The organism is Kribbella voronezhensis, assembly GCF_004365175.1.
GTDB lineage: Bacteria > Actinomycetota > Actinomycetes > Propionibacteriales > Kribbellaceae > Kribbella > Kribbella voronezhensis.
Window position 1 is genome coordinate 1,595,962 of sequence record NZ_SOCE01000002.1, and the last position, 21,730, is coordinate 1,617,691.

Annotated in this window: 22 protein-coding genes and 1 pseudogene; 15 read left to right on the top strand and 8 right to left on the bottom strand. The window is 66.8% G+C overall.

The features are described from left to right. Nucleotides 1-16: 16 nt before the first annotated feature. Nucleotides 17-583 (bottom strand): ArsR/SmtB family transcription factor, encoded by a 567-nt coding sequence (locus EV138_RS34620; protein WP_133984391.1) that lies wholly within the window; start codon nucleotides 581-583, stop codon nucleotides 17-19. A gap of 409 nt (nucleotides 584-992) precedes the next feature. On the opposite strand from EV138_RS34620, the gene EV138_RS34625 reads away from it, so the two are divergent. From EV138_RS34625 to EV138_RS34645, 6 genes are read left to right on the top strand one after another with little or no spacing between them, the layout of a single operon-like run. Continuing rightward, nucleotides 993-2,696 (top strand): nitrite/sulfite reductase, encoded by a 1,704-nt coding sequence (locus EV138_RS34625; RefSeq protein ID WP_133984393.1) that lies wholly within the window; start codon nucleotides 993-995, stop codon nucleotides 2,694-2,696. Next, entirely contained in the window at nucleotides 2,693-2,842 is a 150-nt protein-coding gene (locus tag EV138_RS37520; protein ID WP_166678852.1) for a hypothetical protein, read from the top strand. The genes EV138_RS34625 and EV138_RS37520 overlap by 4 nt, the downstream gene beginning before the upstream one ends. Continuing rightward, nucleotides 2,839-3,522 (top strand): phosphoadenylyl-sulfate reductase, encoded by a 684-nt coding sequence (locus tag EV138_RS34630; protein WP_133984395.1) that lies wholly within the window; start codon nucleotides 2,839-2,841, stop codon nucleotides 3,520-3,522. Before EV138_RS37520 ends, EV138_RS34630 begins: the two co-directional genes overlap by 4 nt. After that, complete coding sequence (gene cysD / locus EV138_RS34635; protein WP_133984398.1) at nucleotides 3,519-4,460, top strand: sulfate adenylyltransferase subunit CysD; 942 nt, start codon at nucleotides 3,519-3,521, stop codon at nucleotides 4,458-4,460. The genes EV138_RS34630 and cysD overlap by 4 nt, the downstream gene beginning before the upstream one ends. Beyond that, nucleotides 4,460-5,746, top strand: coding sequence for a sulfate adenylyltransferase subunit 1 (locus tag EV138_RS34640; RefSeq protein WP_133984400.1), 1,287 nt, complete (start codon nucleotides 4,460-4,462; stop codon nucleotides 5,744-5,746). The genes cysD and EV138_RS34640 overlap by 1 nt, the downstream gene beginning before the upstream one ends. Then, nucleotides 5,743-6,537, top strand: coding sequence for a sirohydrochlorin chelatase (locus EV138_RS34645; RefSeq protein WP_133984402.1), 795 nt, complete (start codon nucleotides 5,743-5,745; stop codon nucleotides 6,535-6,537). The genes EV138_RS34640 and EV138_RS34645 overlap by 4 nt, the downstream gene beginning before the upstream one ends. Before the next feature lie 107 nt (nucleotides 6,538-6,644). On the opposite strand, the gene EV138_RS34650 is transcribed toward EV138_RS34645, so the two are convergent. Continuing rightward, on the bottom strand, nucleotides 6,645-7,211 hold the full coding sequence (locus EV138_RS34650) for a CGNR zinc finger domain-containing protein (RefSeq protein ID WP_238158561.1): 567 nt from the start codon (nucleotides 7,209-7,211) through the stop codon (nucleotides 6,645-6,647). Between the two features lie 227 nt (nucleotides 7,212-7,438). Here EV138_RS34650 and EV138_RS34655 point away from each other — a divergent pair, with 227 nt between their 5' ends. The 3 genes and pseudogenes from EV138_RS34655 to EV138_RS34665 all read left to right on the top strand — a co-directional run. Beyond that, nucleotides 7,439-8,575, top strand: coding sequence for an MFS transporter (locus tag EV138_RS34655; RefSeq protein WP_202867047.1), 1,137 nt, complete (start codon nucleotides 7,439-7,441; stop codon nucleotides 8,573-8,575). A 48-nt stretch (nucleotides 8,576-8,623) separates the two neighbouring features. Beyond that, nucleotides 8,624-8,851 carry a ribbon-helix-helix protein, CopG family gene (locus EV138_RS34660; protein WP_202867048.1) on the top strand — a complete coding sequence of 76 codons (228 nt, stop codon included), beginning with the start codon at nucleotides 8,624-8,626 and terminating at the stop codon, nucleotides 8,849-8,851. Between the two features lie 443 nt (nucleotides 8,852-9,294). Then, nucleotides 9,295-9,708, top strand: a pseudogene (locus EV138_RS34665) (Clp protease N-terminal domain-containing protein); the annotation flags it as partial. Between the two features lie 299 nt (nucleotides 9,709-10,007). Here the strand turns inward: EV138_RS34665 and EV138_RS34670 are convergent. The 3 genes from EV138_RS34670 to zapE all read right to left on the bottom strand — a co-directional run bounded on the left by EV138_RS34670 (nucleotide 10,008) and on the right by zapE (nucleotide 12,894). Further along, nucleotides 10,008-10,886, bottom strand: coding sequence for a polyphosphate kinase 2 family protein (locus tag EV138_RS34670; RefSeq protein WP_133984408.1), 879 nt, complete (start codon nucleotides 10,884-10,886; stop codon nucleotides 10,008-10,010). A 57-nt stretch (nucleotides 10,887-10,943) separates the two neighbouring features. Next, nucleotides 10,944-11,675, bottom strand: a complete 732-nt coding sequence (locus EV138_RS34675) for a hypothetical protein (RefSeq protein WP_133984410.1) — start codon at nucleotides 11,673-11,675, stop codon at nucleotides 10,944-10,946. A gap of 196 nt (nucleotides 11,676-11,871) precedes the next feature. After that, complete coding sequence (gene zapE / locus EV138_RS34680; RefSeq protein ID WP_133984412.1) at nucleotides 11,872-12,894, bottom strand: cell division protein ZapE; 1,023 nt, start codon at nucleotides 12,892-12,894, stop codon at nucleotides 11,872-11,874. 81 nt (nucleotides 12,895-12,975) lie between these two features. Between zapE and EV138_RS34685 the strand changes: the two genes are divergently transcribed. Genes EV138_RS34685 through EV138_RS34700 form a run of 4 tightly spaced genes read left to right on the top strand, consistent with a single transcriptional unit; the run spans nucleotide 12,976 to nucleotide 15,095 of the window. Then, nucleotides 12,976-13,950: a zinc-binding dehydrogenase gene (locus tag EV138_RS34685; RefSeq protein WP_133984414.1), complete on the top strand. Its 975-nt coding sequence runs from the start codon at nucleotides 12,976-12,978 to the stop codon at nucleotides 13,948-13,950. 29 nt (nucleotides 13,951-13,979) lie between these two features. Further along, nucleotides 13,980-14,240, top strand: a complete 261-nt coding sequence (locus EV138_RS34690) for an Imm32 family immunity protein (RefSeq protein WP_133984416.1) — start codon at nucleotides 13,980-13,982, stop codon at nucleotides 14,238-14,240. A gap of 30 nt (nucleotides 14,241-14,270) precedes the next feature. Beyond that, complete coding sequence (locus tag EV138_RS34695; protein WP_133984418.1) at nucleotides 14,271-14,642, top strand: SCO4402 family protein; 372 nt, start codon at nucleotides 14,271-14,273, stop codon at nucleotides 14,640-14,642. A 60-nt stretch (nucleotides 14,643-14,702) separates the two neighbouring features. Continuing rightward, nucleotides 14,703-15,095, top strand: a complete 393-nt coding sequence (locus tag EV138_RS34700; protein WP_133984420.1) for a hypothetical protein — start codon at nucleotides 14,703-14,705, stop codon at nucleotides 15,093-15,095. Between the two features lie 95 nt (nucleotides 15,096-15,190). Here the strand turns inward: EV138_RS34700 and EV138_RS34705 are convergent, their stop codons facing one another. Beyond that, a complete protein-coding gene (locus tag EV138_RS34705) occupies nucleotides 15,191-15,373 on the bottom strand; it encodes a hypothetical protein (RefSeq protein WP_133984422.1) in 183 nt (60 codons plus the stop codon). A 74-nt stretch (nucleotides 15,374-15,447) separates the two neighbouring features. Beyond that, nucleotides 15,448-18,771, bottom strand: a complete 3,324-nt coding sequence (locus EV138_RS34710; protein ID WP_133984424.1) for a M28 family peptidase — start codon at nucleotides 18,769-18,771, stop codon at nucleotides 15,448-15,450. Between the two features lie 192 nt (nucleotides 18,772-18,963). Between EV138_RS34710 and EV138_RS34715 the strand changes: the two genes are divergently transcribed. Next, the gene (locus tag EV138_RS34715; RefSeq protein ID WP_238158562.1) at nucleotides 18,964-19,938 is read left to right on the top strand and encodes a LysR family transcriptional regulator; all 975 of its coding nucleotides are present in this window, start codon (nucleotides 18,964-18,966) and stop codon (nucleotides 19,936-19,938) included. A 56-nt stretch (nucleotides 19,939-19,994) separates the two neighbouring features. Here EV138_RS34715 and EV138_RS34720 read toward each other — a convergent pair whose 3' ends face one another. Beyond that, nucleotides 19,995-21,059: an ATP-dependent DNA ligase gene (locus tag EV138_RS34720; protein ID WP_133984426.1), complete on the bottom strand. Its 1,065-nt coding sequence runs from the start codon at nucleotides 21,057-21,059 to the stop codon at nucleotides 19,995-19,997. 27 nt (nucleotides 21,060-21,086) lie between these two features. On the opposite strand from EV138_RS34720, the gene EV138_RS34725 reads away from it, so the two are divergent. Beyond that, on the top strand, nucleotides 21,087-21,629 hold the full coding sequence (locus EV138_RS34725; protein ID WP_238158563.1) for a hypothetical protein: 543 nt from the start codon (nucleotides 21,087-21,089) through the stop codon (nucleotides 21,627-21,629). Nucleotides 21,630-21,730 lie beyond the last annotated feature (101 nt).

Genomic DNA, 21,730 nt, shown 5'->3' on the forward strand with positions numbered 1-21,730 from the left:
CTCCCGCCTTCCCCGCTCATGGCCGGGCCGGTACGCCGTGGGCGAAGACGAACGCGGACTGCACACCCGGTCCGGAATCCGGCGACTCGTGGTACTCCTGGATCAGTTCGCTGATCCGCGCACCGAGCTCGGCGAGCCGCTCGGGGGTCAATGTGACCCAACTCTCGGTCGCGAACGCCGCCCGCACCCAGGCCTCGTCGTACCCGGTCCGCCGGTCGAACCACTGGCGCACTTTGGCGGCGTGATGACCGAGATTCGCCTCCTCGGCGGTCGCCGCGACCAGCTCGCCGGCCGGGTCACCGCCGGCGTCGGCGATCGACCACGAGTACGACGCCTTCGCGCTGCGCCACCACCGCTCGCGGCGGTTCTTGGCCAGCTCGGGCGCCTCCTCGATCACGCCTGCCGCGGCGAGAACCTTCAGGTGGTGACTGATGTTGCCGACCAGCTCCCCGGTCGACTCGGCCAGTCGCGAAGCGGTGGCCGGGCCGTCGACGCCGAGCAGGTCGATCAGCCGCCGGCGGAGCGGGTGGTGGATCGCGGCGATGACGGACGCATCGGCCGAACGGCGGTTCGCAGGACTCATACCGGCGACATTACTTTCCACAAGAACTCTTGCGCAAGAGTTCTTGTGGAACGACTTTCGAGCGCGAATCAATCTCCACTGTGGCGGTAGACTTATCCAGATGGCGAGATTGCGTCTCACGATGCAGGAATGGGAGTTGATTTACCGGCGTCCGGCGCTGAGGCTTATCACCATGCTCGCTGCCCAGTCCACTCATCTCGTAGGTCGGATTCACGTCGACCTCGGGCGGATGCGCAGCGCCATCTGTTGTCCTTCGATGTTCTGACAGCCACCCTGCGGGCCAGCCGATGGCCCCCGATCTCTGATCACCGCTGGGTGCGCACCGCGCAGACCCGAATCGAATCGACGACGCTTCGAGCTCGCCTCGCGCGGGACGCACCTGTCTCTAGCAGACAAGGACTCGTTCCGGATGACTGGCGTCACCTCTGCTCCCCGTACCGATCCCCCTCGTAAGGCCGCCCGTCCGCGCAAGGGCAAGGGCGAAGGACAGTGGGCGCTCGGCTATCGCGAGCCGCTGAACAAGAACGAAGAGAACAAGAAGAACGACGACGGCCTGAACGTGCGGGCCCGGATCGAGAACATCTACGCCCACCGCGGTTTCGACTCGATCGACCCGGCCGATCTGCGCGGCCGGTTCCGCTGGTGGGGTCTCTACACCCAGCGCAAGCCCGGGATCGACGGCGGCAAGACCGCGACGCTGGAGCCGGAGGAACTGGACGACAAGTACTTCATGCTCCGGGTCCGGATCGAGGGCGGCCAGCTGACCACCGAGCAGCTCCGGGTGATCGCCGAGGTGTCCAGCACCTACGCCCGCGACACCGCGGACATCACTGACCGGCAGAACATCCAGCTGCACTGGATCCGGGTCGAGGACGTGCCGGCGATCTGGCAGAAGCTGGAGGCCGTCGGGCTCTACACCACCGAGGCCTGCGGCGACGTACCGCGCGTGATCATCTCCTCCCCCGTCGCCGGGATCGCCGCCGACGAGATCATCGACCCGACGCCGGCCATCGACGAGATCGTCGAGAAGTACATCGGCAGCAACGAGTTCTCCAACCTGCCGCGCAAGTTCAAGACCGCGATGACCGGTCACCCGTCGCACGACGTGGTGCCGGAGGTGAACGACATCAGTTTCGTCGGCGTCGTCCACCCCGAGCACGGTCCCGGCTTCGATCTCTGGGTCGGCGGCGGGCTGTCGACCACGCCGATGCTCACGCAGCGCGTCGGTGCCTGGATCCCGCTGGAGGAGGTGCACCTGGCCTGGAAGGGCGTCGTCAGCATCTTCCGCGACTACGGCTACCGCCGGCTGCGCAACCGGGCCCGCCTGAAGTACCTGGTCGCGGACTGGGGCATCGAGAAGTTCCGTGAGGTCCTCGAGAGCGACGAGTACCTCGGCTACAAGCTCATCGACGGACCAGCGCCCGAAATCCCCGCAGTACAAGGCGATCACGTCGGCGTACACAAGCAGAAGGACGGCCGGTACTACGTGGGCGTGGCTCCCGTGGTCGGACGGGTGTCCGGCAGCTCGCTGGCGAAGGTGGCCGACGTCGTCGCGGCGCACGGGTCCGACCGGGTCCGCACCACCGCGCAGCAGAAGCTGATCGTGCTCGACGTCGAGGAGTCCCGGGTCGAGTCACTGGTTGCCGCGCTCAACGATCTCGGCTACCAGGCCCGGCCGTCGGCCTGGCGGCAGAACACGATGGCCTGCACCGGCATCGAGTTCTGCAAGCTGGCGATCGTCGAGACCAAGGCCCGCGCCGCCGAACTGATCGGCGAACTGGAGGAGCGGATCCCCGAACTGGACGTGCCGATCACCATCAACGTGAACGGCTGCCCCAACTCGTGTGCCCGGATCCAGGTCGCCGACATCGGGCTCAAGGGCCAACTGGTCCTCGATGCCGACGGCAACCAGGTTCCGGGGTACCAGGTCCATCTCGGCGGCGGCCTCGGCCTGGACGCCGGCTTCGGCCGCAAGCTGCGCGGTCACAAGGTCACCTCCGACGGGCTGGCCGACTACGTCGAACGCGTCACCCAGAACTACCTGAAAGAGCGGTCCGAGGGCGAGCGCTTCGCCCAATGGGTCGTCCGTGCCGAGGAAGGAGCGTTGCAATGAGCGAACGTGCTGCGCCGTTGTACTGCCCGTACTGCGGTGACGAGGACTTGCGTCCTTCCGAAGAAGGGCACGGCGCGTGGGAGTGCCGGCCCTGTGCACGGGTCTTTCAGCTGAAGATGATCGGACTGCGGGTGAGCGTGGAATGAGTGACTTGAAGACCTTGGCCGAAGAGGCCAACGAACGACTAGCCGACGCCTCGGCGCAGGAAGTACTGGCCTGGGCGCGGGAGACCTTCGGCGACGAACTCGTGGTCACCGCCTCGATGGCAGACGGGGCACTCCCCCACCTCGCGGCCGAGGCGGCCCCCGGTGTCGACGTCCTCTTCCTCGACACGGGCTATCACTTCCCCGAGACCATCGGTACGCGGGACGCCGTCGCGGCGACGCTGTCGATCAACCTGATCAACGCCACCCCGAAGCAGACCGTCGCCGAGCAGGACGCGACGTACGGCAAGGATCTGTTCGCTCGCGAGCCCGACAAGTGCTGCGCTCTCCGCAAGGTCGAGCCGCTGAACCGGGTGCTCTCCGGCTACAAGGCCTGGGTCACCGGCGTACGCCGGGAGGAGGCGCCGACTCGCGCCAACACCCAGGTCGTCGAGTACGACGCGAAGCGCGACATGGTGAAGCTCAACCCGCTCGCGCCGTGGACCCAGGAGGACCTCGACGGCTACATCGCCGACAACGGCGTACTGGTGAATCTTCTGCAGTACGACGGCTACCCGTCGATCGGCTGCGCCCCGTGCACCAAGCAGGTGGCACCCGGTGAAGATCCGCGCAGTGGCCGCTGGGCCGGCCAGGGCAAGATCGAATGCGGGTTGCACGTATGACGGCGACGATCGAGGCGAGTGAGGATCCCGTGACGGCTGCAGTTTCCGCTCCGAGCAGTTTGGACGCGCTGGAGAGCGAGTCGATCTTCGTCTTCCGCGAGGTGGCTGCCGAGTTCGAGCGGCCGGTGATCCTGTTCTCCGGCGGCAAGGACTCCATCGTGATGCTGCACCTGGCCCGCAAGGCGTTCGCGCCGGCGCCGGTGCCGTTCACGCTGTTGCACGTCGACACCGGGCACAACTTCCCCGAAGTACTGGCATATCGCGATTCCGTCGTCGAGACGCTGGGGCTGCGGCTCGAGGTCGCCGAGGTGGAGGACTACCTCGCCGACGGCCGGTTGCGCGAGCGCCCGGACGGCACCCGGAACCAGCTGCAGACGATTCCGTTGCTCGATGCAATCAACTCGCACCGGTTCGACGCCGTGTTCGGCGGCGGCCGCCGGGACGAGGAGCGCGCTCGCGCCAAGGAACGGATCTTCAGCCTGCGCGACGAGTTCGGGCAGTGGGATCCGCGCAACCAGCGGCCGGAGCTGTGGTCGCTGTACAACGGCAAGCACCGGCCGGGCGAGCACGTCCGGGTGTTCCCGCTGTCCAACTGGACCGAGCTGGACATCTGGAACTACATCGAGCGCGAAGAGATCGCTCTCCCGAGCATCTACTACGCCCACGAGCGGGACGTGTTCGAGCGCGACGGCATGTTGCTTGCCGTCGGCCCCTATTCGCAGCCCCGCTCCGGCGAGACCGTTGCCAAGCGCCTGGTCCGCTACCGGACGGTCGGCGACATGTCCTGCACCGGCGCGGTCGCCAGCGCCGCGACGACAGCGGCCGACGTCGTCGTCGAGGTGGCGGCGAGTGAGATCACCGAGCGAGGCGCCACCCGGGCCGACGACCGGGCCAGCGAGGCAGCGATGGAAGACCGCAAACGAGAGGGGTACTTCTGATGAGCACTCTTCTCCGGCTCGCCACCGCCGGTTCGGTGGACGACGGCAAGTCGACTCTGGTCGGGCGGTTGCTGCACGACTGCAAGGCGATCCTGGCCGACCAGATCGCGCATGTGCAGACGGTTTCGGCCGCGCGCGGTGGCGACTTCGACTTCGCCCTGCTGACCGACGGCCTGCGGGCCGAACGCGAACAGGGCATCACGATCGACGTCGCCTACCGGTACTTCGCGACCGACAAGCGCTCGTTCATCCTGGCCGACTGCCCGGGACACGTGCAGTACACCCGGAACACGGTCACCGGCGCGTCGACGGCGGATGTCGTGATCATCCTGGTCGACGCGCGCCACGGCGTACTGGAGCAGACCCGGCGGCACCTCGCCGTCGCAGGGCTGCTTCGCGTGCCGCACGTCGTACTGGCGGTCAACAAGATCGACCTGGTCGGATACGACGAGGCCGTCTACCGCGGGATCTCCAAAGAGGTCTCGCAGCTGGCCGACCAGCTCGGGATCGCCGACGTCCAGGCGATCCCGGTGTCGGCGCTGGTCGGCGACAACGTGGTCGAGCGGTCCACCGCGACCGGCTGGTACGACGGTCCGACGCTGCTGGAGTTCCTGGAGAACGCTTCCGGGCGTTCCGACGCCTCCGGTCAGCCGCTGAGATTCCCGGTTCAGTACGTGATCCGGCCGCAGACCGACAACGAGTACCGCGACTACCGCGGCTACACCGGAACCGTTGCCTCAGGCACCCTTTCCGTCGGCGACCAGGTGATCGTGCTGCCGGCCGGCCGCCGTACGTCGGTCGCCGGGATCGACCGGGCCGTGATCAGCTCGACCTCGACGGCCGTCGCCGAACGGCCGTCCGCGGTCGCCGGTGAGGCGGTCACCGTCCGGCTCGCGGACGACCTCGACGTCGCCCGTGGCTCGGTCATCGTCTCGGCCGACTCCTCCCCCGGCACCCGCCGGGAACTGTCAGCCACGGTGTGCTGGCTGTCCGATCGCCCGCTGTCCGTGGGCGCTCGGCTGCTGATCAAGCACACCACCACTACCGCTCAGGCGATCGTCACCAAGATCGGTGGCGTACTCGACCTGGACACGCTCGGAGTCATCGACGCCACCGGGCTCGACCTGAACGACATCGGCAAGGTGCAACTCAAGATCGCCGCACCGCTGGCCGCCGATCCGTACTCCAGCAACAACATCACCGGTTCGTTCCTGCTGATCGACGCCCACGACGGGTGGACGCTGGCCGCAGGCATGATCGACGACGAAGAAGGGGAACTGCTGTGACTGCTCCAGCTCTCGTGATCCTCGCCCACGGCAGCCGCGACCCGCGCTCGGCCGCCACCGTCCACTCGCTCGTCAGCTGCCTGCGCGAGCTACGGGACGACCTGCGGATCGAAGCCTCCTTCCTCGACCACTGCCCGCCCACGCCGTACCAGGTGATCGACCGGCTCCGTGCCGAAGGTGTCGAAGAGGTCGTCATCCTGCCGTTGCTGCTGTCGAGCGCCTTCCACGCCCGGGTCGACGTACCGGCCGTGGTCGACGAGGCACGCAGCCGCTTCCCGGACCTGCGGATCATCGCCTCCGACGTGCTCGGGTACGACGACTCGCTGCTCGATGTCCTCGATCGGCGGATGCGCGCCGAACTGAAGGACGGCCGGGTGCGTGAGCTGGACGCGCTGGTGCTCGCCTGCGCCGGCTCCAGCGACACCCAGGCGAACGCGGCCGTCGCCCGGCTCGCCCGACTGTGGGGTCAGCGGCACAAGCTGCCCGTTGTGGCGGCGTTCACCACGGCGGCGACGCCGTCACCGGCCGAAGCCGTTCTCCAGTGGCGCTTGGAGGGCCGTCGCCACGTGGCGGTCGGTTCGTTCTTCCTGGCACCCGGCCTGCTGCCGGACCGCGCCGAGCAGACAGCCCGCAAGGCCGGGGCTGTCGCAGTCTCCCGCCCCCTCGGCGTCAGCGCTGAGGTCGCCAGACTCGCCCTCCTCCGGTACGGCGTAGCCGGCCTCGACCTCCTCACCCTGGACCCAGCCCCCCGCCCGGTCCTGATGCGGCCCGAGTTGGTCCGCACCGCCTAGCGCAGCCCGGCGGAATCCGCGGCCGACTCGTCCCGATCGCCGCTGCGTCCGTCATCGCGGCTTCGAACGGATCCGGTCCTGCCGGACTCGCCTTCCAACGCAGCTGCTCACCGCGCCCTTGCGCGGTGAGCAGCTGCTTTTACTCTGCTCTGGCACTGCGGCGAGCAGAATCGCCTTCTGCTGTTCTTCGATTCATCGACGAACACCCGATCGCAGTACGGCGCTGCGCACACACCCAACCGCCCCGCCAAATCACTGCCCATCGCGATAGCCAATCCGGCTGCCCACCCCGCCGCCCAGCCTTTGGCCAACGTCGTGTCGGGTCCATGGAAGTGCAGATTCCACCGACCATCGGCCTTGTCGAGCTGCGGCCTAGCACTGGTGTCGATCAGCAACGCGTTCACACCCGCAGCCGCCTGATCGAGGTCGCCGGCATGCGTCGCCTCGAAGATCTCCCGCATCCGCACCGCGACACCCACCAGTACTTCGGCGTCGGCCGCGCTCACCCGAGGCCGTGGGCGCCCGTCCGCAGAGAGCGCTTCCGCAACGGCCGCAGCCTTCCCCTCTCCGGTCGGAGCATCGACCGGCTGGCCTAGCGCATAGCCGGCCGTCAGCCGATTCACCGCATCGACCGCCGTCGTCAGCACACTCAACACGTGACTATCGAACTTCACTTGACCAGTCACTCCCTCAAAACCTAAGCTCGCCGTGGCGTGACCAACCATAGCTCGTTCATCAGTCACGCGAAGGGAGCGACATGACGCACACCGACACACCAGGCGATCTCCAGGGCGACCCCCGAGACGCACGAGACAGCGCTCTCCGGGTTCCCCCCACATGGCGGGAGGCACGGGACGGCGCCCGCCAGGCACCTGCCACGTGGCGAACGCTGCCGGGGACCGTGCGCATCCTCGTGATCGCCCGAGCCGTGAACCGCCTCGGCGCCTTCACGCTCAGCTTTCTCGCCGTCGTACTGACCGTCGAACTCGGCGCCACCGTCGCCCAGGCCGGGCTGGTGATGGCAGGCTTCGGCGTGGCGACGATCCCGTCCCGGATGTTCGGCGGCCATCTGGCCGACCGGCTCGGCCGCAAGCGGACCATCATCCTCGGCCTCACCGGTTGCGCAGTCGGCCAGACCTGGATCGCCCTCGCGAGCACGCTCTGGTCAGCGGTAATGGCCGCGATCCTGCTCGGGCTGATGTTCGAGATCTACGAGCCGCCGAGCCAGGCGGTGATCGCCGACGTGACCAGCCCGGAGGACCGGCCCACGGCGTACGGGCTGCTCGGGGCGGCGATGGCTGCGGCGGCGGTCGCGGCCGGCGTACTGGCTGCCGCGGTGAGCCATTGGGATCTGCGGTGGCTCTTCGCGATCGACGCCGCGAGTTGTTCGGCGTGCGCTCTCTTGCTCGCAATCGCCTTGCCTGCCGACCGATTCTCGTTCCAGGGCAAAGCGCGAGTAGGTCGCGCCGAAGGCTGGAAGGATGGTCGCCTGCTGCTTTTGTTTGCCGTAGGCACCGTTTCCGCGACGGTCTTCATGGCGCTGATGCTGGGCCTACCACTCACTTTGATCGAGCGAGGCCTGCCGAGCTACAGCATCGGACTGATCCTCGCGATCTCGGCTTTGGTCCTCGTCGCGGCCCAACCCCTCCAGCGAACCCAGCGCATCCGCAACCTCGACAACTTCCAAGCCATGACGCTCGGCTATCTGCTTCTAACCGCCGGCCTCGTCATCAACGCAGTCGCCACCAACCTGCCCGTCTTCATAGCCGCGGCAGTGCTGTGGAGCATCGGCGATCTGTTCCTGCTGAGCCGCGCCTTCACCATCGTCGCCGGCATCGCCCCCGAGCACGCCCGCGGCCGCTACTTGGCGATCTACGGCCTCAGCTGGGGTATCGCCACCGCGATCGCCCCGCTCGGCGCCACTCAGCTCCTCACCCACGCGGGGCCCGCCCTCCTCTGGCTCACCTGCGCCTTGGCCGCCACCGCCTTGGCCGCCCTCCAACCCGCCCTCCGCCGCCGCATCACGCCAAACATCTAGCAGCGCCCTCACCTGGACCTAGTGAGATATCGTGATATCTTGCTAGCCATGGCAAAGGAAGCGACGAAGAACATCCTGCTGCGGTTGGACCCCGAGCTCGCCGAACGATTGCAGGCGGTGGCCGAGGTCGAGGGCCGCTCCGTCTCGGACGTCGCGCGCGAGGCGATCGCGTCCCTGGTCGAGCACCGACGCAACGACGCGCGATTCAGCCTGCTGCTGGAGGAGAATCTCACCCGGCACGAGCAGTCGCTCCGCCGGCTGCGCCAGGACGACTGATGCAGCACCTCGACCTGTACGACGTACTGGCGGTCGTCGCCCGGGTGATGCAGTGCGACCCGGATGCCGCGATCCGGCGTACGGACCTGGACGCGGTCGCGCAGGTGCTCTCGGAGGCGACCTCACCACTGTGCCAGGACGACCTCGCCGAGGCGGGCGGGGTGTTGTTGTCGGGACTGGTGAGCCGGCGGCCGTTCGCCGGTCCGAACCGGACGATCGCGGTCGCCGTCGTCCTGCAACTGGCCGGCCTCAACGACGCCGACCTCGAACTCGAACCGGTCGAGGAACTCGATGCGCTCCTCGATCGCGTCAGCTCCGGCCAGGCGCCCATCGCCGAGGTCATCGCCGAGGTCATCGACGTGGTGCGGCACCGACTCCAGTGCCGGGAGCTGACGCTCTCGAGCCTCGGTTCCGAAGACCAGATCAATCCTGAGGAGAGCGATATGTTCGAGAAGTTCACCGAGCGGGCGCGGCGGGTGATGGTGCTGGCGCAGGAAGAGGCCAGGAACCTTCAGCACAACTACATCGGCACCGAACACGTCCTCCTCGCGATCCTCGAGGAAGGCGGTGGTACTGCGGCGAAAGTGCTGGCCAACCTCAACATCTCGACCGCCGCGGCCCGCGCGGTCGTGCTCGAGATCGTCGGTCGCGGCGAGAAGGCGCCGGCCGGCCACATCCCGTTCACGCCACGCTCCAAGCGGGTGCTCGAGTACAGCCTGCGGGAAGCCGTGCAGCTCGGGCACCAGAACATCGGCACCGAGCACATCTTGCTGGGCATCGTCCAGGACGGCGAAGGCGTCGCGGCGCAGACGCTGGTGAAACTCGGCGTCGACCTCTCGAAGGTGCGCCAACTGATCCGCCACCGGCAGCACTCCGAGGCGGCCGTCACCGAGTTCCTTGCCGGCGACAGCGGATCCTTCACCCCGAAGATGCCCGCCCGCAAGCACCACCTGCTCAGCGAACTGGAAAGCCTGATCGACGAGAACGACAACCTGTACGAACAGGTCCGCCGCCTCCGCGAGAAGCTGCGTCAGCACAACATCGACCCGGACGACTAGCCCTCACTACGACTTGCCCGTACGACGCGGCGCCCGGCAACTCGGGGCTCGCTCGAAGCCACCTCGCGGACGCCACGTAGTACGAGGCTGTTCGGGGGTCAGGTCGCGGCGAGGCGGGCCTTCTCTTCGGCGACGTCGAAATCGGCGGCCGGCCACTGCGGGTCGAGGCCCTTCAACGTCTCCAGAAGCAGGGTGGTGACTGCCCAGTTGCGGTACCACTTGCGGTCGCTGGGGATCACGTACCACGGAGCATCGGGGGTGTTGCAGTTCTCGAGCGCCGCCTGGTACGCCTCGGCGTACGCGGGCCAGAGTTTGCGCTCGTCGACGTCACCCGGGTTGTACTTCCAGTGCTTCGTCGGGTCATCCAGGCGCGCCAGGAGCCGCTCCTTCTGCTGCTCCGGCGAGATGTGCAGGAAGCACTTGACGATCGTGACCCCGGTGGCCGTCAGCTCGGCCTCGAACTCGTTGATCTCTTCGTACCGGCGGTTCCAGACCGGCGGCGCGACCAGGTTCCGTACCCGGGCGATCAGCACGTCCTCGTAGTGCGACCGGTCGAAGATCCCGACCATGCCGGGACCGGGCAGCGCCTGGCGGATCCGCCAGAGGAACCCGCGCCGCTTCTCGGCCGGCGTCGGCGCCTTGAACGAGGTGATCTTCAACCCCTGCGGGTCCATCAACCCCGCACCGTGGCGGATGACACCGCCCTTGCCGGAGGTGTCCATGCCCTGCAGTACGAGCAGGATCCGGCGCTCGCCACCCTTGCGCCCTTCGGCGAACAGGCGCTCCTGCCAGTCGGACACCTCCGCGCCCACCTCTTCGAGCGCGGCCTTGCCGTCGGCCTTGTCACCGGAGAACCCGGTGGTGGCGCGAGTGTCATAAGCAGTCAGGTCGACCGCACCAGGCGGGACCCGCAACACGTCCAGCAACTTCCCGGTCGGTACGTCGACTTCGTCGTGACCGCTCTTCTTCTTCGCCATCTGTACATCCTGCCCCATCCCCACCGAAGAACCGACGAGGACAGGGCAGGACATCAATCAACGGGTGGTAACAGCGCTACCCAGGTCCCAGCTGATCGAGGTGCTGTACAGAGCGAACCGGTAGTCGCGCAGCTTGCTGTACCGGTAGGCCATCGTGACCTCACCCTTGGAGTTCGTGTACACGGACTTCAAGTTCTTCCACGTCGTGGTCCCGCGCTCCCGGAACTGGAACACCCCACCCGCAGACCGCTTGAAGTAGCTGTTGGTGGTGGTCGAGTAGAGCAACGAGGTGCCCTTCAGGGTCACGACGTCGGCGCTGCGCGACGACGAGATCCACGCACCGGCGGCCAGCTTCACCGTGACGGGCACGGTGTTCTGGGTGTTGGTCGTGTCGTCCGCGTTGTAGCTTCCCTCCCCGTTGAAAACCATGTTGCCGATCGGGTGGTTGTCCGGGATGTACCACGAGCCATCGCCGTACTGGTAGGTCTTGTCGAAGACCACCTCGTTGACGTCACCCAGGCTCGGGTGGTGCAGGGCCCAGCCGGAGGCGGCCGTCGGGGTGTTGCAGGTCCCGCTGACCTTGCCGAACAGAGTCAGCGTCGGCTTGCCGATGGCGACCCGGCTCGGAATGGACAGGTTGCAGGTACCCGCGACCACGGTCGACTTCGAAGTCTTGCCATCGAAGTGCAGCGGACGCACAGGGTCAGGTCCTGCGGCCGACGCGGTCAGCGGGAGCAGTGCGGCGATTCCTGCCGCGGCTGCCGCCGTCGCGAGGGTACGACGAAACATTCGGTAACTCTCCTTGGTGTCATGCATGGATGGCACTGGGACCCCCCTCAGCACCGGGTTCGCGCGGAGCCTACCGGCCCAAAGGTCTATACCGCTCATCCGCTGCACCAACCTGCAAACGACCCGCGCTTGCTGCGACGACGTCATACCGCAGAGTCACGAAACCTCAAGATTTACAGGAGTTTTCGATGAACTCTCAGTGATCTGTAACGGCGTTGGCCAGCGCGATGAGCCGGGAGAGGGCTCTCAGGTATTTCTTGCGGTAGCCGCCCTTGAGCATCTCCGGGGAGAACATCCGGTCGAGTGGGACACCGCTGGTGATCAGCGGGATGTCGCGGTCGTACATGCGATCGGCCAGCACTACGAGGCGCAGGGCGACGTTCTCGTCCGTCAGTTCGCGCAGGTCGAGGATGCCGACGGTCCCCACTCCGTCCAGGAGAGCGCCGTACTTGCTCGGATGCAGCTCGGCAAGATGATGATGCAGGTCGACGAAGTGGTCGCACGAGGCATCCGGTCGTTCGTCGGCCGCCTTCTCGACCAGGGCATCCGGCCAAGGCTCCGGCGCGACGGGGAGCCCGCGGTGGCGATAGTCGGGCCCATCGATACGTCGTACGTCGAAATGTGCCGCGAGCCCCTGGATCTCGCGCAGGAAGTCGATCGCCTGGAACCGGCCCTCCCCCAGCCGATCCGGCAACGTGTTCGAGGTAGCCGCCAGTTGCACGCCAGCGGCCACCAACTGCCCGAGCAACCGCGAGATCAACACCGTGTCCCCGGGATCGTCGAGCTCGAACTCGTCGATGCAGATCAACCTGTACGCCGACAGCGCCTCGACAGCCGGCCGCATCCCCAACGCGCCGACCAGGTTGGTCAGCTCCACGAAGGTGCAGTACATCTTCGGCCCCGCCGACACGTGCCACAACGATGCCAGCAAGTGCGTCTTCCCCACCCCGAAGCCGCCATCGAGATAAATCCCCGGCTTCTCCGGCGCGACCGGCGCCGACCCCCGCAACCGAGACCACAGAGAACGCTCTCTCCGCGGCTCGGCCAGGATCTCACCGCGCTCCCGCAGTACGCCGAGGGCATCCGCCTGACTGGGCTCACCGGGACCCGGCCGATAGGTCTCGAACCGCACGTCACTGAACCGGGGCGGCGGTACACACTCCGACAGCAACCGGTCCGAACTGACCTCCGGCCACCGCTCGCTCAGACGGATCGGCATGTCCCCACCCTACGAGTTGCCTTGACCTCAAGAGAACTTCAGGTCCTACCGTCGAGCCGAACCCAACGACCAGGAGGTCCGATGTACGCGATCCAGCTGCACGAGTTCGGCCCGGCGGAGAATCTCGTCTTCGAGGAGGTTCCGGACCCCGAGCCCGGCCCCGGCCAGGTCCGCATCAAGGTCGAGGCCGCCGGCGTCCACCTCGTCGACACCGTACTGCGAGCCGGAACCCTCAACGACAGCCCGATCCCGCGACCGGAACTGCCGACCATCCCGGGACGCGAGGTCGCCGGCACGATCGATGCCGTCGGCCCCGAAACCGACACCTCGTGGATCGGCAAACGGGTCGTCGTCCACCTCGGCATGGTCCCCGGCGGGTACGCCGAACTGGCCGTCGCCAAGGTCGACTCCCTGCACGAGATCCCACCCCACCTCGATGCGGCGAGCGCAGTAGCCACCATAGGCACAGGCAGAACCGCCATCGGCATCCTCGAAGACGCAGCCCTGACACCCGACGACGTAGTACTGATCACCGCAGCCGCCGGCGGCCTGGGCAGCCTCTTCATCCAATCGGCCCGCAACATCGGCGCCACCGTCGTCGCCCTAGCCGGCGGCCCGGAGAAGGTAGCCCAGACCCGCGCCCTAGGCGCACCTCTCGCCTTCGACTACAACCAACCAGACTGGCCCACCCAAGTTCGCACCGAACTCGGCGACCACCAAGTCACCGTAATCCTGGACGGCGTAGGCGGCCCCAACGCCCGCCTAGCCTACGACCTCCTCGCTCCCGGCGGCCGCCTCCTCCTCTTCGGCTGGTCCAGCGGCACCCCCCTGGAAATCCCCGCCGAAACCCTCACCACCCGCAACCAAACAGTCTCCTCCCCCATAGGCGCCAAAGTCCTCCCCCGCCTACGATCCCTAGAATCCAAGGCCCTAACCGAAACCACCTCCGGCCGCTGGCACCCCCTAACCACCCCCTACCCCCTAGCCAAAGCCGCCGACGCCCACCAAGCCCTAGAAACCCGCCAAACCACCGGCAAGGTCGTCCTCATCCCTTGAGACCCTTCGCCTGAAGGACAGTCATCAAGATGGAAACAGCTATCAACGTTCCGCCCTACGATCCTGCAAAAGGTCTGCACCTGGATTGGGACGACGGCTTCGAAATCGAGGTCAAGTTCCAGGGCAACGAGATCGTCATCGGCGGCAACTCGGCCGGGCTTACCAGTTTGGCGCGGCACCTTCTGGCCCTAGCTCAAACAGGCGCTCCGGCCGGAGCTCATGTCCACCTCACGGCGAACCAGGAGCTCGAATCGGAGGTAGATCTCATCTTGCAGAAGTCAACCGTGTAAGCGATCGGCAACAACATTGATGGTGGAGCGATGGCTGAAGTTGAAGTGCCGCGGATGCGGCGGGATGTGATGGACTCGCTGGCGGTTCTGGCTGACCGCGAGTACCAGGAGCGGGCATGGGTTCGGAAGGAAGGATTCAAGCTCGGGCAGCACGATGACTTCGACTATCACGTGCACGTCCTGTACGACGACACCGAGGTTCTCCGTGATCCGAAGGCTGCGATCGGCTCAGTTCTCTTGCCTGGAGACGAAGCGGACCGCCTCGAGGCTCTGGGAGAAGTGCTCGACCGACTCCTCGAGGAGCATGGAGACGTTGATGACATCGCCTATCTGCGCGACCCACGCTGGCCGGAGGTAGTTCGGCTGGCCGGCCTCGCGTTGGCCGCAATGGTCCGCGAATGAGGTTTCGAGCCGTTCCACTAACCCGACTGACTCTCAAGATCGATCGAACAGAAGGTAGTGATGGAAGAGGTTCGATGGCTCGAAATCGGGTTCACCCGCGAGGAGGCACTTGTACTAGCAGGCTTTCAACGAACTCCAGAGAGTTGGACGCTCGGCGTCGAACTCGCTGTTTGGCGGCAATGGGTCACCGAGATCGAGCGCGGCGAACTGCATACGCGTGATGAACTTGAAAGCGCGTACGACGTCCGCGACGATATCGAAGACAGCTGTTCAGCCATCGCCAGCGAGTACAGGGAACGCCTGTACGACTATCTGGATGAACTCGATCTGACGTTTCGAGATTCAACCGTCCACTTAGCGGACTCGAAAAGAACCGAGCCAAATGGACGCTGGTGGCGCGGCAGAATCCCTGTTCGCAACCGAGCTCGCGCATATCTTTTCGACGAAGACTAGCGAAGCCCGTCGCCGCTCGCCCCCACCTGCGAGCGGCTCCATCGGTCCCGACCTTGTTATCGCCGTCCGACACCACCTTTACTGAACGGTGGTGGTTAGGCGGTGATGTGTTTGCGGGGGGTTCGGCGGGTTGAGGGGCGGGGCTGGGTCGGGCGGTAGGTGTCCTGGTAGGCGTTGTAGTGGAGGCCCCAGGGGGTGCAGGTGTCCTGTTGGCGGATGTATTGGTCGGCCGTTGCCTGGGGGCGGATCGTGGTCGCGGTACGTCGGGGTGTGGTCATCGCGGGTGCTCCTGTTCGGGTTGGGGAGAAGGCCCCCGGGCCGCCTGGTGGGCGGCCCGGGGGCGGGCCGGGTCCTACCAGATCGTGTAAGGGAAAGTGGCCTTAACGCTTGCCCCGCCACTGTCCGTTGCAGTCACTGTCGCCGTGTAAGAGCCCCGGCTGGTCGGGGTGCCTGAGATCACGCCGGTCGTGCTGATCGACAGGCCTGCAGGGAGGCCGGTCGCCCGGTAGGTGATCGGCTGCCCCGAGCTCGAGGTGGCCTTGATCTGGAGTGGGAAGCTCGACCAGCCGACGAACCCGTACTGGCTGCCCGGGTTCTGGACGGTCACCGTGCCGGTGGACGTACCGGTCACGGTCAGGGTGTACGTCGTGGAGTGGCTGACCGCCCCCGTTCCGGTCACTGTCACCGGGTAGGTGCCTGCGGCAACCGATGCCGTGGTGGTGATCTTGAGGGTCGACGAGCTGCCCGACGTCACCGACGACGGGGTGAAGGTCGCCGTGGCACCGGTCGGCAGGCCGCTGGCTGCGAGCTGTACCGACTGCGGGTTGCCGCTGCTGGTCGTAGTACCCACTGTCGTCTGCACCGAGTCGCCTGCTGCCACAGAGCCCGAGATCGGGTTCAGTGACACGGAGAAGTCGCTGCCGGCCGGCGGGGCATCGCCGACTGCCAGGTTCCAGACCGCGTACGCCGTAGCGTCGGCAGCGCGGTCCAGCACGGTGGTGTTGATGTTGGTCGGGTACTTGTCGCAGGCCGAGTGGTAGCAGGAGTCGTACGCCGAGTTCGCCGTACCGCCCCACTTCTGCGCCTGGGCCGTCGTCTTGCGGGCCGAAGCACCGGAGGCGAGACCGCTGGTGGCGATACCGACGTTCGAGAACGAAGCGTCGTCGGACCGGCCGGCGCCTTCGACGTCTTCCTCCGGCTGCAGCGAAAGCCCGTCGTAGAAGGCCTTCAGCACTTTGCCGGTGGTGGAGGTGATGTTGTTGATGAAGTAGCCCGCGTTCGGCGACGCGACCATGTCGAAGTTCAGGTAGGCCTTGATCTTCGAGCGGTCCGTGGAGGACAGCTGGCCGACGTAGTACTCCGAGCCGTTCAGCCCCTGCTCCTCGTCGGTCCACCAGCCGAAGCGGACGTGCTTGGCCAGTGACGGCTTGTCCTTGGCGAGTCGCAGCGCGACCTCGAGGATCGTCGCGGAGCCGGACCCGTTGTCGTTGCTGCCCGGACCGGCGCTGACGCTGTCCAGGTGAGCGCCCAGCATGACCACCTGGCTGGTGTCACCACCGGGGTAGTCGGCGATCAGGTTGTCGGAGGGGTACTGGCAGCTCGTGCAGCGCTGCTTGGCGACCGTGTAGCCGGCGTCGCGCAGCTTCTGCTCGATGTAGCTCACCGACGCCGTATGTCCGGCGCTCCCGGCGCGGCGGTTGCCACCGTTGTTGTCGGCCGCCTGCTGCAGCGCGGCCAGGTGCGCCTTGACGTTGTTCACGTCGATGTCCGGTACGCCGGCGGGCGGGGCGGACCCGCCGACGGTCAACCGGTACGTCGCGGTCTTGTCGACGTCCGTGCCGTCCCCAGTGAGCTTGACGTCGTACGTGCCCTCCGGCGTGCTCGACGCTGTCGCGATCGTGAGCGTCGTCGAGTTGCCCGACTGCAGCGAGCTCGGCGCGAACGTCGCGGTCGCTCCGGTCGGCAGGCCGCTGGCGGTGAAACGAACGGTCTGGGCCGCGCCACTGCCGATCACGGTGTTCACCGTGGCTGTGGCGGACTCCCCCGGCTTGACCGTGCCGTTGGCCGGCGACACCGACAGGCTGAAGTCGTTGCCGGTCGCAGTACAGGTTGCTTCGCCGGCTTGAGCGGGCACCGACACGGCGTCCCAGGCAGCCTTCACCTTGGCGTGCAGCGCACAGGTGGAGTCCAGGTTCTTCGCCGCGGTCAGGGTGGTGGACCGCCACTTGCCGTACGTCATGCCCGAGGTCTTGCCGAGCATCGCGTTGTAGAACAGCTTGCCGGCTTCCTGGTGGCCGATCCCCATCAACTTGGTGTTGTTGCAGGTCGGGCTGGCCGGCTGGCCGTCGGTCGGGTTGGTGCCTTCGGCAAGCAAGTAGAACCAGTGGTTCATCGGGCCGGCGGAGGCGTGGATCTCGTTCGGCAGGCTGCTGGAGTTGCAGTCGGGCATCCCGGAGATCTTGGACGGCTGGTACATGTACCGGATCGGGCCGCTGCCGGTGAGGTTGATCTCCTCGCCGATCTCGTAGTCCGGCGGGTCGTTCGGGTTGTTCAGGTAGAACTCGGTCAGCGTGCCCCAGATATCGGCGACCGCCTCCTGCGACGGCCAGCCGGACAGGCCGCCCGGCGTCATCGCGTCGAGCCCGTGGCCGTACTCGTGCGCCACCACGTCGACCGGGGTGATCCAGTTCCGGGCGTTGTTGTACCCGAAGATCACGCCGTCCGGGTTGTACTGCGAACCCCAGTAGGCGTTCACGTCGCCCAGACCGACCAGCGCGTCGGCCCACTTGCCCTGGCCGTCGAGCCCGTTGCGCCCGTACCAGTTCTTCAGCATGTCCCACTCGCCGGCCGCGACGTACATGACGTCGGTGCAGCCGGCTTCCTTGTCGGTCTTCGACGTGCTCCCCCACACGTCGTCGGTGCCGGTGTACGTCGTACCGGTGGCCGAGTCGCCGCAGTGCAGGTTCGGCCGCGCGGGGTCGGTCATCGAGTACCCCGAAGTGGTCTTCGTCGTACCGATGGTGAGGTTCGGGCCTTCCCAGATGCCCGTGCCGGTACCGGCGGCGGTCTGCTCGATCGCGTCGACCACCTTGCCGGTGCGCGCGTCGACGTACACCTTCTGCCGGCTCAGCTCGCCGTGGTTGCGGCCCTGCACGACGGTCTCCCAGGCGAGCACCGGCTTGGCCTTGCCGGAGTACACGACCAGGGTCGGCTCGCCTGGCATCAGCTGCGCCTTGTCGATCGCCTTCTTGGCGGCCTTCTTCGCGGCGGCCTTGGTGATCGAGGGGCGGCGGCCGACGGTGATGTCCTGCTGCTGTGCGACGTTGATGCTCTTGGCGTTGCCCTTGGCATCGGTCGTGACGACGAGGTCACCGCCGACGACGGGCAGGTCGTAGTACGTGCGCTGGTAGGCGACGTACTGCAGGCCCCACGGCGTACTGATGTCCTGCTGGCGAATGAACTGGTCGCCGGGGCCTGCCTTGAGTTCGGCTGCGCGGCCATGGACGAGGCGGTCGGCGGTCCGCACCGCGGCCACCCGGGCGTCGACAGGCGGGTCGACCGGGGCCGCCGACTGGGCGGTTGCCGCGGGCATCTTCATGGCGACCACCGCTGTCGCGGCGGCTGCCAGGCTCAGGACGCAACCGGCTGCGACGAGGCGCAGGGGTGTGCTCTTCACGAAATTTCCTCACTGGGGACGGGGCGGGCCCCCGCCACCGGCCGAGGGCTGCAGACCGACCGGCGGATGGCGGGGGCGAGGAGGCCTGGGATCCGCTGGGCAGGTGGATGAACTCCCGGCGTCCTCTGAGTGAAGACATTGGCATCCGCAAGTGGTGGCTGTGATATCCCAACAGGGCATAACCTCACCGCTATGGAGTTGGAACTGCGCCACTTGCGGATCGTCTGCCGGGTCTCGGACACGGGCAGTGTGTCGAAGGCGGCTGCCGCGTTGGGGGTGTCGCAGCCGTCGTTGACGGCTCAGTTGCATCGGATCGAGGAGGCGATCGGCGGTCCGCTGTTCGAGCGAGGCCCGTACGGCGTGATGGCGACTCCGCTCGGTCGGCATGTCCTGGGTCGGGCGCGGGCCATGCTCGCGGACATGGACGATCTGCTCGGCAGCAGCCGGCGCTACACCGATGCGCCGAGGACGCTGCGGCTCGGTTCGCTGCGGACGGTGATGTTCGGCGCGTGGCTGGCCCGCCTGGAGGACGTGTTACCCGAGCGGGAGTTCAGCACCCAGGTCGATGCGTCGTGTGCGACCCTGACGGATCTGCTGGCTGCTGACGTGTTGGACGTGGCGATGATCGGGCGCTGCGACGATGACCATGCACCGCCTTGTCCGCCAGGCGTCCGGGAACAGACGATGGTCCATCCCGAGCCGTTCGCGCTTGCGCTGCCGCTGGACCATCGGCTGGCTGACCGTACCGACATCACGCTGACTGATCTTGCTGACGATGTGTGGATCTGCCCGCCGGCCGGCAAGGAGGACGGTGATCTCGCGTCACTCCGCGATGCGTGCGAGCGGCTCGGGTTCACCCCGCAGTTCCGTTACTACAACCTCGACACCACGGAGATCGAGCAGTTGATCGCTGCGGGTCGTGGGATCAGCCTGTGCGCGCCCACCGTCCGCGACATCGCCGGGTCAGTGATTCGTCCCCTGGTCGGTCAGCCCATCTCGTGGCGCCGGGTGCTGCGCTACCGGCCCGAGAACGTCACCCAGGCCGAGCTCGACCTCATTCACCGCGCCTTCATCGATACCTACCGCACCACCATCGCCGAAAACGCCGAACTCCGCCCCTGGTGGTGGGACCATCCCGACTCCCACCCCACCGTCATCGAGCCTTAGCCCGGACCGGGTCGGGCTGATGCCGTTGACCAGGGTGCCGCCGTCATCACCACCGGCTAGCCCAGGACGTCGCCCAGGTCGAACTTCACCGGCTCCTCGAGCTGCTCATAGGTGCACGACTCCGGCGTACGGTCCTCGCGCCAGCGCACGAACTGTGCCGTATGACGGAATCGCACGCCCTCCATGTGGTCGTAGCGCACCTCCACCACGCGCTCAGGGCGCAGCGGCACGAAGCTGAGGTCCTTGCCCGCCTGCCAGCGGCTGCCCTCCGCGTTGCGCGGGGTCCGATTGCCCTCTTCCTGCTTCGCCCAGGCCCACGGGTGGTCGTCGAAGTCGGTGACGAGCTCCTGCATCTCCTCGAACAGCTCTTCTCGCCGCGCCATCGGGAACGCACCGATCACCCCGACGCTCGCGAGCACGCCGTCCGCGTTGTACAGACCGAGGAGCAGCGATCCGATCCGGTTCGGCCCGCTCTTGTGCAGCCGGTAGCCGGCGACGACGCAGTCCGCAGTACGTTCGTGCTTGATCTTGAACATGGTCCGCTTGTCCGGCTCGTACAGCCCGTCGAGCGGCTTGGCGATCACGCCGTCGAGGCCTGCACCTTCGAACTGGTGGAACCACTCCTTGGCGGTGTCCAGGTCGGTCGTCGTACGGGTGAGGTGGATCGGCGCCTTGGCCGGTTTGAGCGCGTCCTCCAGCGCGGCGCGCCGCTCGGCGAACGGGCGCTCCGTGTAATCGGTGTCGCCGAGCGCGAGCAGGTCGAACGCCACGAAGCGCACCGGAGTCGTCTCCGACAGCATCTTGACCCGCGAGGCCGCGGGGTGGATCCGCTGCTGCAGCATCTCGAAGTCCAGCCTGTCCCCCGACGGACCGACCAGGATGATCTCGCCGTCGATCACACAGCGTTCCGGCAGGTTCGCCTTGATCGCCTCGACCAGCTCCGGGAAGTACCGCGTCATCGGCTTCTCGTTGCGGCTGCCGATCTCGACGTCGTCGCCGTCACGGAAGATGATCGAGCGGAAACCGTCCCATTTGGGCTCGAAACTGACCTCGCCGGCCGGGAACTGCTTCACCGCCTTCGCCAGCATCGGCGGAACCGGGGGCATCACAGGTAGCTGCATGTCCGCCATTCTGCCCGCGGACGGGGCATGATGGGGGCATACCGACTGGTAGGACCGGAGGTACTGACCATGTACGACGTCGTACTGCTCGTCGAACAAGAACTCACCGAGCCGGACGCCAAGCGCGTAGTCGAGCTGCACCAGGACATGCCAGAGACCGTGAAGTACCACGTGCTGGTGCCGTGTCACAACGCCGAAGCCGGCGTCGAGGCGTCACTGAGCGCCCTCGGCACCGCCGATCTGTACGGCGCCGGGCTCGCGGATCAGCGGGAGGATCTCGCCGAGGCACAGAAAGCCATCGACAGCGAGGCCTCGGACTGCACCGGGCGGAGCGTGCAACGATTGCGGGATCTCGGTCAGCAGGCCGAAGGCGGCATCTCGCACGACCGGCCGATCGACGCGCTCCGGGCAACGGTGAAGAAGGTCGGCGGCCAGGAGGTCATCATCCTCACCCGGCCGCACATCGTCGCCGAGTTCTTCCACCTCGACTGGACGAACTCCGCCCGCCGGCATCTCGGCGTACCCGTCCTGCATCTGCTCGAGTACGACGAGCAGAAGGCCAGGAAATAGTCCGTAAAACACATTAAGGGCCACCCGTGTGGGTGGCCCTTAACAGTGTGAATGTCCGGCGACGTCCTACTCTCCCACGACCTCCCGGTCGCAGTACCATC

Excerpts from the sequence above, each read along its gene's own strand:
- EV138_RS34620 (WP_133984391.1), bottom strand. The coding sequence starts at position 583 with ATGAGTCCTGCGAACCGCCGTTCGGCCGATGCGTCCGTCATCGCCGCG.
- EV138_RS34625 (WP_133984393.1), top strand. The coding sequence starts at position 993 with ATGACTGGCGTCACCTCTGCTCCCCGTACCGATCCCCCTCGTAAGGCC.
- EV138_RS37520 (WP_166678852.1), top strand. The coding sequence starts at position 2,693 with ATGAGCGAACGTGCTGCGCCGTTGTACTGCCCGTACTGCGGTGACGAG.
- EV138_RS34630 (WP_133984395.1), top strand. The coding sequence starts at position 2,839 with ATGAGTGACTTGAAGACCTTGGCCGAAGAGGCCAACGAACGACTAGCC.
- cysD (WP_133984398.1), top strand. The coding sequence starts at position 3,519 with ATGACGGCGACGATCGAGGCGAGTGAGGATCCCGTGACGGCTGCAGTT.
- EV138_RS34640 (WP_133984400.1), top strand. The coding sequence starts at position 4,460 with ATGAGCACTCTTCTCCGGCTCGCCACCGCCGGTTCGGTGGACGACGGC.
- EV138_RS34660 (WP_202867048.1), top strand. The coding sequence starts at position 8,624 with ATGGCAAAGGAAGCGACGAAGAACATCCTGCTGCGGTTGGACCCCGAG.
- EV138_RS34670 (WP_133984408.1), bottom strand. The coding sequence starts at position 10,886 with ATGGCGAAGAAGAAGAGCGGTCACGACGAAGTCGACGTACCGACCGGG.
- EV138_RS34675 (WP_133984410.1), bottom strand. The coding sequence starts at position 11,675 with ATGTTTCGTCGTACCCTCGCGACGGCGGCAGCCGCGGCAGGAATCGCC.
- zapE (WP_133984412.1), bottom strand. The coding sequence starts at position 12,894 with ATGCCGATCCGTCTGAGCGAGCGGTGGCCGGAGGTCAGTTCGGACCGG.
- EV138_RS34685 (WP_133984414.1), top strand. The coding sequence starts at position 12,976 with ATGTACGCGATCCAGCTGCACGAGTTCGGCCCGGCGGAGAATCTCGTC.
- EV138_RS34690 (WP_133984416.1), top strand. The coding sequence starts at position 13,980 with ATGGAAACAGCTATCAACGTTCCGCCCTACGATCCTGCAAAAGGTCTG.
- EV138_RS34695 (WP_133984418.1), top strand. The coding sequence starts at position 14,271 with ATGGCTGAAGTTGAAGTGCCGCGGATGCGGCGGGATGTGATGGACTCG.
- EV138_RS34700 (WP_133984420.1), top strand. The coding sequence starts at position 14,703 with ATGGAAGAGGTTCGATGGCTCGAAATCGGGTTCACCCGCGAGGAGGCA.
- EV138_RS34705 (WP_133984422.1), bottom strand. The coding sequence starts at position 15,373 with ATGACCACACCCCGACGTACCGCGACCACGATCCGCCCCCAGGCAACG.
- EV138_RS34715 (WP_238158562.1), top strand. The coding sequence starts at position 18,964 with ATGGAGTTGGAACTGCGCCACTTGCGGATCGTCTGCCGGGTCTCGGAC.
- EV138_RS34720 (WP_133984426.1), bottom strand. The coding sequence starts at position 21,059 with ATGCAGCTACCTGTGATGCCCCCGGTTCCGCCGATGCTGGCGAAGGCG.
- EV138_RS34725 (WP_238158563.1), top strand. The coding sequence starts at position 21,087 with ATGATGGGGGCATACCGACTGGTAGGACCGGAGGTACTGACCATGTAC.